The organism is Butyrivibrio proteoclasticus B316, from assembly GCF_000145035.1.
Taxonomy (GTDB): domain Bacteria; phylum Bacillota; class Clostridia; order Lachnospirales; family Lachnospiraceae; genus Butyrivibrio; species Butyrivibrio proteoclasticus.
Genome location: NC_014387.1, coordinates 1,734,446 through 1,746,602, shown reverse-complemented (window position 1 = coordinate 1,746,602; position 12,157 = coordinate 1,734,446). Strand labels below are relative to the sequence as shown.

General features: G+C 39.3%; 13 protein-coding genes. All 13 read right to left on the bottom strand.

Going from position 1 to position 12,157, the window contains the following annotated elements:
* Nucleotides 1-56: 56 nt before the first annotated feature.
* Nucleotides 57-941 carry an adaptor protein MecA gene (locus BPR_RS07190; RefSeq protein WP_013280805.1) on the bottom strand — a complete coding sequence of 295 codons (885 nt, stop codon included), beginning with the start codon at nt 939-941 and terminating at the stop codon, nt 57-59.
* A 69-nt stretch (nt 942-1,010) separates the two neighbouring features.
* Nucleotides 1,011-2,021: a hydrogenase expression/formation protein HypE gene (hypE, locus tag BPR_RS07185; protein ID WP_013280804.1), complete on the bottom strand. Its 1,011-nt coding sequence runs from the start codon at nt 2,019-2,021 to the stop codon at nt 1,011-1,013.
* A gap of 22 nt (nt 2,022-2,043) precedes the next feature.
* Complete coding sequence (gene hypD, locus BPR_RS07180; RefSeq protein ID WP_013280803.1) at nt 2,044-3,087, bottom strand: hydrogenase formation protein HypD; 1,044 nt, start codon at nt 3,085-3,087, stop codon at nt 2,044-2,046.
* 1 nt (nt 3,088) lies between these two features.
* Nucleotides 3,089-3,307, bottom strand: coding sequence for a HypC/HybG/HupF family hydrogenase formation chaperone (locus tag BPR_RS07175; protein ID WP_013280802.1), 219 nt, complete (start codon nt 3,305-3,307; stop codon nt 3,089-3,091).
* Between the two features lie 2 nt (nt 3,308-3,309).
* On the bottom strand, nt 3,310-5,721 hold the full coding sequence (gene hypF, locus BPR_RS07170; protein ID WP_013280801.1) for a carbamoyltransferase HypF: 2,412 nt from the start codon (nt 5,719-5,721) through the stop codon (nt 3,310-3,312).
* Nucleotides 5,721-6,221, bottom strand: a complete 501-nt coding sequence (locus BPR_RS07165; protein WP_013280800.1) for a 4Fe-4S dicluster domain-containing protein — start codon at nt 6,219-6,221, stop codon at nt 5,721-5,723. Before BPR_RS07165 ends, hypF begins: the two co-directional genes overlap by 1 nt.
* 44 nt (nt 6,222-6,265) lie before the next feature.
* The gene (locus BPR_RS07160; protein WP_013280799.1) at nt 6,266-7,348 is read right to left on the bottom strand and encodes a hydrogenase large subunit; all 1,083 of its coding nucleotides are present in this window, start codon (nt 7,346-7,348) and stop codon (nt 6,266-6,268) included.
* A gap of 15 nt (nt 7,349-7,363) precedes the next feature.
* The gene (locus BPR_RS07155) at nt 7,364-7,696 is read right to left on the bottom strand and encodes an NADH-quinone oxidoreductase subunit C (protein ID WP_013280798.1); all 333 of its coding nucleotides are present in this window, start codon (nt 7,694-7,696) and stop codon (nt 7,364-7,366) included.
* Nucleotides 7,696-8,382, bottom strand: coding sequence for an NADH-quinone oxidoreductase subunit B family protein (locus BPR_RS21575; RefSeq protein WP_013280797.1), 687 nt, complete (start codon nt 8,380-8,382; stop codon nt 7,696-7,698). Before BPR_RS21575 ends, BPR_RS07155 begins: the two co-directional genes overlap by 1 nt.
* A 29-nt stretch (nt 8,383-8,411) precedes the next feature.
* Nucleotides 8,412-9,281 carry a complex I subunit 1 family protein gene (locus BPR_RS07145; protein ID WP_013280796.1) on the bottom strand — a complete coding sequence of 290 codons (870 nt, stop codon included), beginning with the start codon at nt 9,279-9,281 and terminating at the stop codon, nt 8,412-8,414.
* Nucleotides 9,281-11,080, bottom strand: a complete 1,800-nt coding sequence (locus BPR_RS07140) for an NADH-quinone oxidoreductase subunit 5 family protein (protein ID WP_242662209.1) — start codon at nt 11,078-11,080, stop codon at nt 9,281-9,283. Before BPR_RS07140 ends, BPR_RS07145 begins: the two co-directional genes overlap by 1 nt.
* Nucleotides 11,081-11,243: 163 nt before the next feature.
* Entirely contained in the window at nt 11,244-11,546 is a 303-nt protein-coding gene (locus tag BPR_RS07135; RefSeq protein ID WP_013280794.1) for a metal-sensing transcriptional repressor, read from the bottom strand.
* 133 nt (nt 11,547-11,679) lie between these two features.
* Nucleotides 11,680-12,123: a MarR family winged helix-turn-helix transcriptional regulator gene (locus BPR_RS07130; RefSeq protein ID WP_013280793.1), complete on the bottom strand. Its 444-nt coding sequence runs from the start codon at nt 12,121-12,123 to the stop codon at nt 11,680-11,682.
* Between the last annotated feature and the right edge of the window lie 34 nt (nt 12,124-12,157).

Sequence of the window (12,157 nt, the reverse complement as noted above, 5' to 3'; positions counted from 1 at the left end):
AAAAAGAAGCGGCTCAGCATGAATCTAAACCGCTCCGTATTTATGTTTATTTTCGTTTAAATAACCTTGGCAAGCTCAGCAAGCGCATTTTCTTTGATAAGGCAATCGAAGTTCTCCTTGTAATGAGCAATCACGTGCTGATTGGTAGCCTGAAAATGTCCGAATTCATAAGCCATCGTGAAAAGAGCCGCAAATGCCTTGGCATCTTCGTCACCACGCAAAAGATCAAGATAATACTTACCATCCTCAGGATTCTTGTAAAGAGCGCTCTGAACACTAAGGCTCTTAGGAGCTTTAGCACAGAATGAAATCACCGTGCGTATATCGTCAAATGTAAATACATACTCATGGAATTTGAGTCTGCCAGCATCTCTCTTGGCTTTTTCTTCAGGAGTCAGAGCTTCCTTGGATATAGTGGCTCCGTTAGATAAAAGAGCTGCTTTTTTCTTACCATCTTCTATAGTAGCATTCTGGTTGATCTCAACTTTATCTGAAGGTTCCTGTTTCTCAGCAATGCCTGTCTCTTCCATAATATTCTTTACAGAATTGGTGAGCTGTTTGAGACTCTTTAAATAATCATTAAGTCTGTTGATACGTTCTTCATCAACTGAATCACCTAAATCCTCAAGAACATTTTTAGGAATCTTGATGCCGGCCTTATCAGTGAGATTGCGAAGAATCTCTCCAAATGAAGCTGAAGCATTTTCTGAAAGAGTAAGAGAAATCGAATGATCAGGTAATACTGTAATCTGCATCGGCATAAAGGAACCTGTTGGTTTATAATCAACTTCCTCCTCAGCTTTCCTCATAACTTCATGCAGAAAATCCATAGCTTCTTTCTTTTTCTCAAAGAGATCCTCGAGCTTGATTCCCTGCTCATCCATATCATCTTCTGTAATAATACAGGTTACTGTATCTTTATTAATTCTCTTGAATTCCATTAAATATATAATTCCTTTCAATAAGAACGGGAAAATCAGTTTTAAAAGTCAAAACCTATTTTACAACATTTAACAAATTCTTGGAAGTCCTTCTCCATACATAAGACCAATTATACGTTTTCCGCCAATTCTGGTATTTAAGACCACACTATTATTTTCGGCAGTTTGATCATTTTTCTCAACCCTGCCAATTATACAGCAGTTTTCGCCATATTTTGACTCTTTTATAAGAGAAACTGCTTTCTCTGCATCATCCCTGTGAACAGATAAGACCATCTTTCCCTCATTACCCATATACATCGGATCAAGGCCAAGTATTCCGCAGAAATCCTTAACTGCAGGAGAAACCGGAAGTGCCTCTTCTTCAAGCTCAATAACGCATTTAGAAGAAGAACTAAATTCATTGAGTACAGTTCCAAGGCCACCTCGGGTAACATCTCTCATAGCATGAACTCTGATGCCATTATCAAGAAGCTTGCCGACCATTTCACAAAGTGGAGCAGCATCAGATACAATATTTGACTCAATTCCCATTCGGGTTCCGAGTATTGCAGCGTGATGATCTCCAAGAAAACCGGATATAATAATCCTATCTTCATCCTGAAGTTTGAAAGGTCCCGGAACATCAAGGTTCTCATCAATAAATCCTACACCTGATGTGTTAATGATAAGACCGCTCTCACCGCCTTTATTTTCAACTACTTTGGTATCACCTGTAATTATCTTAATACCTGCTTCATTCGCTGTCTCAGCCATAGAAGCAATAACCTTATCAAGAACTTCAATATCAAGACCTTCTTCAAGAATGCATCCACAAGTCAGATACATTGGCTTGGCGCCGCTCATGAGAAGGTCATTAACTGTTCCGCATACACAGAGCCTTCCGATATCACCACCTGGGAAAAGAATAGGTGTAACAACAAAACTGTCAGTTGTAACTGCAAGTTTTCCTGCTCCGGGAACAACTGCAGAATCCTCTAACTTATCTAATATTTCATTATGAAAGTGCTTGGCAAAAACATCTCTTATAAGCTGTGATGTTGATTCACCGCCACTTCCATGGGCCATAGTAATCTTCATTTATAACTCCGAATTTATCTATTTATTTTCTTCCTGATACAAAAAAGTTGTAACAGCTTCCTTCTGTTGAAACCATGCACGCACCATGAGCATTGTCAGGTGTGCAGCTCTTTCCAAATAAAGGACACTGACTGGGTTTTATCTTGCCAACAAGTACGCTTGCGCAACAACATCCGGGAGGCATATGATCTTCATCAAGATCAAGACTTCCTGCGTCATATTCTCTGTACTCATCCTTAAGGACCATTCCAGAGCCGGGTATTTTACCCATTCCTCTCCAGGAAGCATCTGACGTAGTAAAATATTTGTTAACTACTTCTTTTGCCTTCTCATTGCCATTTTCAGTGACAGCACCCTTGTACATATTTCTGATTCCGGTTTTTCCCTTCATAGAAACAAGAGCATAAATTGTCGCAAGAAGCTGTGGGCCTTCAAAACCTGAAACAACAAATGGAATTCCCAATTCTTCTGATAGTTCTTTATATTCATTACTTCCGGTAATGGTAGCCACATGTCCAGGAGCAATGAATCCGTCTATTCCTCCGCCGTTATTAACAACCCACCTGATCACCTGTGGCATAGTTTTAAGGGAAGTGAGAAGTTTTAAATTATGGAGTCCTTTCTCAATAGCCTTCTCAAGTACCATTGCATATACAGGAGTTGTTGTCTCAAAACCAATAGCAGCAAAAACATAGGTATGAGAAGGATCTTCTTCAGCCATTTTGACTGTTTCCATTGGAGAGTAAACCATTCTGACATGAGCTCCGTCTCCCTTGGCATCTGCAAGTGACTTCTCAGAGCCTCTGACTCTAATAAGATCTCCAAAAGTCAGAACAATTGTGTCATCCCTCATAGATAGTTCAATGAGCTTATCTATTACTGCTGTTACTGTTACACAAACAGGGCATCCCGGGCCTGAAATAAGTTTAATTTTGTCAGATAACATAGAAGGAATACCATTTTCAGAAATAGCTGCTGTATGAGTACCGCATACTTCCATGATACGCACTTCTTCGCCATCGTATTCTCTTAATGCCTTAACAATATCTTTTAATTCCATTCCCATATCAGATGCTCAGACCTTCAATTTCGTTAAAAAGTTCGTTCATCTCATTTGCAAGCTTATCATCCATTTTCTGGATTATACAGCCTGCGTGAACAAGAACGTTGTCACCAATTGCAACATTTACAAGCCCTGAATCAGCAACAACCTTATTCCCATTAAAATCAACAGTTGCAAGATTGCCATTAAGCTCAACAATCTTACCCGGAAGTGCAACGCACATAATTATTCCTCCTTGAGCATCAGGTAATACGCCTGACCTACAGAAATTCCTGCATCCCCTGCTGGAACCTGTTCATTAACATATACATCAAATCCAAAATCAGATAATCTGTCAATCGTTTTGGATAAAAGAAGCCTGTTTCCAAACACTCCACCGGAAAGACAGACCTTATTCTCACCTCTTTTGTTCCTGATCAACTGGCACATTCTGACTATTGTATCAGTAAGAGCCATATGAAAAGAAAAGGCAAGTTCATTTGAAGGTATTTCATCTTGATAAAATGCTTTTTCTATCTGTTTAAAAAGGCTAAGCTGATCAGCTATGAAGTGATCATTCTCCTGCAATATATCGCAGTTAAGCTCACGATATATGCCTTCACTATCACTTGAACCATTTGCTTTGGCAAACTCCCAGGCTGCCTTTTCAAGTGCTATGGCACATTCTCCTTCAAAGGAATTTTCATCTCTTATCCGAAGAAGTGAACTGATACAGTCAAACAGTCTTCCTATGCTTGATGTAGTGAATACATTTATATTATTATCAAGTGCTGCTCTTATAATTGCAGATACTTTTTCTGAATATCCTGCTGCATTATAATAACACTCTTTTACAAGTTTTGCATTCCTTGAAGCATTATCGCCTCCGCAGAGATTAACATAGCTCATATGGCCGTCTCTTTCAAAATCTGCTCCTGATAAGTACATGAATTCTCCGCCCCAGATATTGCCGTCAACGCCATATCCAGTACCATCAAAAGAAACTCCTATACAGCTTTTTAGCCCTTTTTCTGCCATGACAGATAAAATATGCGCATGATGATGCTGAACCTTGTAAATTGGCAAATTATGCTTATCTGAGTATTCTGTGGCCATTCTCGCAGACTCATATAAAGGATGCATATCGCAAACTATTTTTTCCGGTGCAAATTTATATAACCTTTCATACTGAGATATCAGTCTCTTTAGATTATCGTTGACGCCATAATCTCTTAAATCCCCCAGGTACTGAGAAGGAATGATCTTATCCTTGTAAGCCAAAGAAAAAGTGCTCTTAAGGTCACCTCCGAAAGCAAGAATTCTGGAAGAAGTTCCACTATATGAGGTATAAACAGGAAGAGGTACAAATCCTCTGGCTCTTCTGGTAAAGAGGCCTAAAGTATTCCCGTTTCGTAAGGTACAGGTATACATGACCGAATCATCCTGAGGCATATTGATCCTTCGTTTATGCATCAGAACAGCCTGAACCTGAGTATTAGTAAATTCTTTAATAAAAATATCATCATCTATTATTATCGGCTCATCGGATCTATTGGCACTTGTAACTATTAATGGTCCAACAGCATCACAAAGCAATCTGTGAATTCCTACAGATGGCAAAAAAGCTCCAATATATCTGCTATCCTTGCATACTTCATAATCAAAAGACTCTTTTGTATTTAAAAGGACAATGGGTCTGGCCGAGCTTTTTAGTAGTTCTTTTTCCTTAGAATTAACAAAACAGTATTCTTCTATTGAATCAATATCAGAAAACATTACAGCAAAGGGCTTTTTCTCTCTTCCCTTAGCATTTCTAAGTTTAAGCGCAGCATCATTAACCGGTTTACATACAAGTTGATAACCGGAGGAGCCCTTAAGTCCTATGATTTCATTATTCTCAAGCAGCTTTATTGCATTTTTAACTGAATCATAAGAATTATTATCAGATATATCATTGCGTATAATATTTATTATGTCTATTTTATTATTTGTATTATTGTCACTATCATTTATAAGGGACAAATACTTTATCTCATATTGAGGCCCACAGTTATGACATGAGATAGTCTGGGCGTGAAGACGTCTTCCTGTCTTATATTCCCTTGCACAGTCAGGGCACATCTCAAAATCAATCATCGCTGTAGTCTTGCGGTCATAGGGGAGCTTATCAAGTATGCTTATCCTGGGCCCGCATGAAGCGCAACTAATAAGAGGATAATTGTATCTTCTGTCACTGTCATCAAGCATTTCAGACATGCAGTCATCACATATGCCTATATCAGGAAGAAATACAGGTAGTTCAGATGATAGATCAACTTCCTTGCTGTCTATGATCGTAAACTGTAACGGCTCTTCCAAGTTATGAATACTGTTAGAATTAGAGAAAGCTGAAGATAATCCGTCTAAATATCTGTCATACTCAGCTTTATCAATTATCGTCTTTTCTACACTTAAAATAAAAGCACCTGAAGGATACTCGCTCTCTAACATCCTGGTAAAGTCGATAATTATCTTTTCTTCACCAAAAACAAGTATATCAACAGCTGCTCCAATATTTCTCACAAATCCTTTAAGACCATATTCAGTTGCTTTTTTTAATATAAAGGGGCGATAACCAACTCCCTGTACCGCCCCTTTAACTGTGATCTTATAAATCATTATTTCTCTTCTGTTTTCTCCGGTGCCTTAGCTGGAGCTGCCTGAGCATTTGCTCCAGATGCAGGAGTTGATCCTGCCTGAGCCTGTGCCTGTGCAGCTTTTGCCGCAGCTGCTGCAGCCGCTCTTTCTTTGGCTGCCTTCATTAGTGCTTCCTGAGCTGCGATAGCCTTTTCAGACTGTTTGAAGGTCTTGGTAACCTTCTCTTCGCCTGGCTCCTGGAAACGAAGTCCCATTGAAAGACATTTTTTTGGACAGTTATCAACGCAGCATCTGCACTGAATACAGCTCATAGGTCTGATTGACCATGTCTTAGCTACCTTGTCAACTGTAATAGCGTGAGTAGGACATTTGATGGAGCAAAGTCCACAAAGCACGCATACATCCATATCGTTTTCTACATGTCCTCTTGTACCTGTAGGATATTCCTTTTCGACTTTTCTGGTCTTAGGTTTTGATACAAGATTATGAAGAATTGTATTTTTAAAACTTGCAAGTGCCATTTTTAATCTCCAATCTAAAATTCATATTCTGTGTATCAATATCCTTATCTTTCAGTACAACTGATACATGGGTCGATAGTAAGTACAAGAATCGGTACATCAGCAAGGTCGCATCCCTTAAGAGTCTCAACCAGTCCAGGAAGGTTAGAGAATGTGGGGGTGCGGACTCTAAGTCTGTCGATGAACTTAGTTCCATTAGCCTTAACATAGTAAAGAGCTTCACCTCTTGGCTGCTCAATACGCATCATATATTCGCCATTTGGCATGCCTTTAACAGGAACATCAATTTCTCCATCCTTAGGCATTTTGTCGATACACTGACGAATAATGTCAAATGCCTGGAAAATCTCCTTGATACGGCACTCTGTACGAGCATATGAATCGCCTTCTGTAGAAATAATAGGCTCAAAATCTATATCGCCATAAGCAGCATAACCTGTACATCTGATGTCTCGGTTAACACCACTTGCACGCAGGAAAGGGCCAGCACATCCGAGCAGATCAGCCTGTTCAGCAGAAAGATAACCTACTCCGCGAAGTCTTGTCTGAACAGCTGCATCTGTAAGGAAAGGCTTAGCAATAGCTTTCAGATCCTCTTCCATCTTATTGATCCTCTTATAGAAGTCCTGAAGCATTTCGTTTGAAACATCTCTTCTGATACCACCAACCTTCATGATAGAGAAGATTACACGGCCACCGGTAGATTCTTCAAACATATCAAGAGCATCTTCTCTAAGTCTCCAGCAATCCATATAAAGAGACTCAAATCCAAAAGCATCAGCCAAAAGGCCAAGCCACAGAAGATGTGAATGAACTCTTGAAAGCTCAGACCAAATTGTTCTCAAATATTTAGCACGTGTAGGCACGTCAATATCCATAATATGTTCAATAGCCTCTGAATATCCAAGGCCATGACCTAATGAGCAAATACCGCAGACACGTTCTGCGACATAAACCATTTCATTAAAATCTTTTTTGTCGACCAGCTTCTCAAGACCTCTGTGAATAAAACCGATAGAAGGAATTGCTTCTACTACCTTCTCATCCTCCATAACGAGATCAAGGTGGATAGGTTCCGGAAGAACCGGATGCTGGGGTCCAAATGGAATTACACTTCTTGTAGACATTTTTGGTTCCTCCAATTATTTAAATGGTGTTTCAATCGCTGTGCGATAGAACTTACCTTCAAAATCTAAATTGATCATCTTGATATTGACTCCGAAGAGATCATGCATCTCGTTCTCATGTATGAAAGCACATGGGAATGCACTTGAGATACTGGAAATCTCCTGATCCTCTGAAAGAGTAATCTTGAGCTGTTTAACTTCGTAATCTTTACCAAATGTATAAACAAGTTCGTAACCATCAGGAATACGTGTAGCACACTGCTGCATAAGATGATAGCCCTGAAATTTGAGCTTTTGAACTTCATCAAGAATGCTTTCAGGAGCAACATTTGTAAAATCCATATTCATTATTTGTTCTCTCCTTTCTGAGCATTAGCTGCAGGTGCAGCCGCAGAATTAGCAGCCTGAGCAGGTGCCGCAGCCGCAGGAGCTACAGGTTTTGCCGCTGGAATAGCGGGCTTAGCACTGGCTTTAATTTTCTCTTCAGCCTGCTGTCTAAGAGCTTCTTCAGTAAGAACTGCATCATACTGAGTACTTGGATCATAATCATCAGCAGTCATATGAACAGCCATCTTACTGTAATCTACTGTACAGTAACCAGCCTTCATAGACTCTTTAAGTTTCTTTCTCTTTTCCTCAAGGATACCTACAGCCTTAACTACACCTTCAATAAGAGCTTCAGGTCTTACAGCACATCCCGGAACATAAACATCAACCGGAACAACTTTATCAGCACCTCCAAGAATGTTGTAGCACTCCTTAAAAATACCGCCGTCACAAGCACAAATACCACAAGCAACAACAACCTTAGGATCTGGCATCATGTTGTAGAGCTGTCTGATTACAGGTGCAGTCTGAGCATTCACACCGCCTGTAAGAAGAAGCACATCTGCATGCTTAGGATTACCGGTATTGATAATGCCAAAACGCTCAACGTCATAAAGAGGAGTCATTGTGGCAAGAACTTCTATATCACAGCCATTACAGCTGGAACCGTCATAATGTAACACCCATGGTGATTTAGAAATATTCATTGATCTTCCATTCCCTTCATTTTCACATATTATTTCAATACGTTCAGAATTAACAGATTAGTTCCTGCAAATGCAAGAATCACACTCCATGTAACAATAAGCATTGTTTTGTACTTAACTCGTGGGAACAGATTATCAATAAGTGTTTCCAGGAAAAATACAACTGCAACTGCGATAAGTGCCCAAACTCGGCTGATAGGATTGTTAGTAATAAAGAACATTCCTACGATACCAAGCATAAGTACAAGATCGTACCACTCTGCTATTTCTACAAGTGCAAGGTTACTACCGGAAAGATCTGTTTGTAGTCCCTTAACCATCTCCTGATGCATATGATGAGATGTACTAAGGTCGAAAGGAGACTTTCTGAGCTTGATGATAAGAATAAATACAAATCCAATGAAGAAACCTGGAATCTGAGCGATAGCAGGAATTTCTGAATGGATAAGATCATCTACCATGAAGCTTCCGTTTGCATAGTAGAAACCAATAGCAACAAGAAGTGTCATTGGTTCATAGCACATCATCTGGAGAAGCTCACGCTGTGCACCCATAATACTGTAAGGGCCGTTTGTTGAAAATGCTGCAAGAACAAGCATTACCTCAGACATTGACAGTGCGAAGAAAACCAAAAGCATGTCACCGCCTGCAAAGAAAAGGCTTCCAGTAAAAATGGTAAAAATAAGATATACAGTTACAAACAGAACCTGAATACCGTTAACAACAGTAGTCTGCTTATGAAGCAACTTATTAACATCATAAAATGGCTGGATAATTGGCGGGCCCTGTCTTCCCTGCATACGAGCAGAAAAAACTCTGTCAAGACCTGACATAAGTCCTCCGATAATCGGTGCCAAAAGTATATAAATTAAAGCTTTTACAATCATCCAAATAGTCATCAGATAGCACCTCCAACCACAACAATAAGCATAACCAGAACAAGGATTGTTGAAACCCAGATACATGGCCAGAGCAGTTTCTTCTCACCAAAGAAGTCTTCCATGTACCAGTTGGACATATAAAGTGCTCTCTCCTTGCCAAAAGAATCGATGTAATGTCTGTCATCACCAGCATTGACACCGGCTACATAAGACATTGTCATCTTGGAATTCTTACCAATTGAAAGGAATCTTGCACCAATTGGAATCATAAATATCATTGTGACCATGATCATCATAATGATGACATCACCGCCTCCAATAACATCAGGAATATTTGTATGGAATGCCTCATCAAGAATAGGCTGGATCATGTGACCTGACATCCAAGGGAATGCAAAGCACATAACAACTATCATTGCTGTAAGAGGGAACATGGAAACCATTTCACTCTTAGGTGTAATATCTTCAAGCTCGAAAGACTGATGAATTACTGTACAGATCTTGCCAAGCCATTTAGCCCAATAGAAAAGTGTTGAGCCTGAACCAAATACAAGGAACAGTACAAGCCATACAGAACCTGAATCAACGAATGATTTAAGGGCAGCCCACTTGGAAACAAGCATGCCAAATGGAGCCATGAACATTCCGCAGATACCAATGATCATGATAAATGCAAGTCTTGGAAGTTTGATAATAAGACCATGCATATCCTCAATATCACGGCTGTGCATGCAGTTCTCAATATCACCAACTGTCTGGAACAGAAGTGATTTAGAAACAGCATGGAACAGAACAAGCATTACTGCAGCCCAAACACCTTCTGTTGTGCCGGTTCCGGCGCAGGCTGTAATAAGACCAAGGTTTGAAATTGTTGAATAAGCAAGTACCTTCTTACCATCACTAACAGTAATTGCAAGAAGTGATGCTGCGAAGAATGTAAATCCGCCAATAACGGTGATCATAACACCTGTAAGTGTTCCTTCCATAACAGGAGCAAGTCTTATAAGCATATATACACCGATCTTAACCATTGTAGCTGAATGAAGAAGTGCACTTGATGGTGTAGGTGCAACCATGGCACCAAGGAGCCATCTTGAGAATGGGAACTGTGCACTCTTTGTAAGAGCTGCAAAAGCAAATAAAGTTACAGGAATCATTATAAGCTCTGAAACACCGGCACTTGTAACCTGACTGAGATTAGAAATGCCAAGAGCAAGATTACAGTACATAAGTCCGGCTGCAAAACCGCATCCGCCTAAAAGGTTCATCCAAAGAGCTCTGAATGAATTGTCTACAGCTTCCTGAGTTCTGGTGTATCCAATCATAAGGAATGAACATACACTAGTAATCTCCCAGAAGAAATAGATCCATGAAAGGCTGTCTGAAGAAATCAGACCAAACATTGCTCCAAGGAATACGAACATGAGAGCAAGGAAATAATTAGAACGATCAGCAACATCAATATGATGATGATGATAATCCTTCATGTAACCTGAAGCATAGATACAAATAAGAATACCAACAATACCCACGATAAGATACATAACTGCAGCAAATGTATCAATACGGAAATGTGTATTGCCTTCTACAGCCTTACCGGTAAGATCCATCCACAGAACAGGAATTGTTCCTACAAGTGAGATAAGGATAGCATAGTATTTTTTGTATTTAATACTAAGGAAACAAACAAGACACATAAGAACTACTTCACCGCACATGATCACAGTGTCGGCAACGTGTGTCTCTTCAAGATACATAAACTGTGATGTATCACCGGACATAAGAACATTCACAGCTACGTAAATAGCTACTGCCATGATAGAAAAACCACCTAGAAAAATTGTGATACTTCTAACGGGTGTAGCTTCTTTCTGGATGAAAACAAGAAATGCAATCAAGAAAGGAAATAAGATAAGAAAATTAACTAAGTTTGGAATAGCCAAGGTGTTACGCCCCTTTCACACAATATTTCATGATTCCTCATGAATTTTTCATAAATTTGTCGATAGCTTCATTGAGTTCAATGATAGCTTCTTCGTCACCATCTTCTACCGCATGAACAATGCAATGCGCAATATGCTCTTTAAGAATCTCTTTGCCACAGTTATTTATAGCAGATTTAACTGCTGATAACTGAATAAGAACTTCTGAGCAATCTCTATCGTCCTCTACCATTTTCTTAACAGATTCAAGGTGTCCGATAGCCTTGGAAAGCCTGTTAACAATGACTTTGGTGTGGGCAGGATCATGGTGATGGTTATGATTATGGGTATGAGAACTCATAAAAACCTCCAAAAATAATGTGCGTTTTCGTTAATTTTTTCACGCACTCGGGTGAAAAAATTAAAAAGCCGATAAAACGCACACTAAAGCCGAAATTTATTATATTTCTATTGCAACAAAAAATCAATAAGGATTATCTTACATTTCCTATAATCTTATACAAAAGACTATACAATAATTCTGCATCCTTAGAAGCTAGATTTACACAAGAGCCAATTTTGCCCGGAATACATACAGCCTGATCCTTGAGTTTCTCACCTTCATCAGTAATTGTAACAACTAGGTTTCTCTCATCCTCATTGGATCTGACTCTGCTTATATAGCCTTTAGATTCAAGCTTTTTAAGCACAGGAGTAAGTGTACCTGAATCAAGATACAGACACTCGCCAAGCGTCTTAACATTGACACACTTCTTCTCCCAGAGGACCATCATAGTGATGTACTGGGTATAAGTAAGATCAATCTCATCAAGATATGGTTTATACTTTCTGATAATTTCCTTGGAACATGCATACAAAGGAAAGCAGATCTGATTCTCCAATTTTAATGATGCGTATTTTTCTTCGTTGTTTTCCATAACACTTCTCCTAATATAATTGAATACTATTAAA

Excerpts from the sequence above, each read along its gene's own strand:
- BPR_RS07135 (WP_013280794.1), bottom strand. The coding sequence starts at position 11,546 with ATGAGTTCTCATACCCATAATCATAACCATCACCATGATCCTGCCCAC.
- hypD (WP_013280803.1), bottom strand. The coding sequence starts at position 3,087 with ATGGGAATGGAATTAAAAGATATTGTTAAGGCATTAAGAGAATACGAT.
- BPR_RS07130 (WP_013280793.1), bottom strand. The coding sequence starts at position 12,123 with ATGGAAAACAACGAAGAAAAATACGCATCATTAAAATTGGAGAATCAG.
- BPR_RS07145 (WP_013280796.1), bottom strand. The coding sequence starts at position 9,281 with ATGACTATTTGGATGATTGTAAAAGCTTTAATTTATATACTTTTGGCA.
- BPR_RS07175 (WP_013280802.1), bottom strand. The coding sequence starts at position 3,307 with ATGTGCGTTGCACTTCCGGGTAAGATTGTTGAGCTTAATGGCAATCTT.
- hypF (WP_013280801.1), bottom strand. The coding sequence starts at position 5,721 with ATGATTTATAAGATCACAGTTAAAGGGGCGGTACAGGGAGTTGGTTAT.
- hypE (WP_013280804.1), bottom strand. The coding sequence starts at position 2,021 with ATGAAGATTACTATGGCCCATGGAAGTGGCGGTGAATCAACATCACAG.
- BPR_RS07160 (WP_013280799.1), bottom strand. The coding sequence starts at position 7,348 with ATGTCTACAAGAAGTGTAATTCCATTTGGACCCCAGCATCCGGTTCTT.
- BPR_RS07155 (WP_013280798.1), bottom strand. The coding sequence starts at position 7,696 with ATGAATATGGATTTTACAAATGTTGCTCCTGAAAGCATTCTTGATGAA.
- BPR_RS07190 (WP_013280805.1), bottom strand. The coding sequence starts at position 941 with ATGGAATTCAAGAGAATTAATAAAGATACAGTAACCTGTATTATTACA.
- BPR_RS07140 (WP_242662209.1), bottom strand. The coding sequence starts at position 11,080 with ATGGCAGTAGCTATTTACGTAGCTGTGAATGTTCTTATGTCCGGTGAT.
- BPR_RS21575 (WP_013280797.1), bottom strand. The coding sequence starts at position 8,382 with ATGAATATTTCTAAATCACCATGGGTGTTACATTATGACGGTTCCAGC.
- BPR_RS07165 (WP_013280800.1), bottom strand. The coding sequence starts at position 6,221 with ATGGCACTTGCAAGTTTTAAAAATACAATTCTTCATAATCTTGTATCA.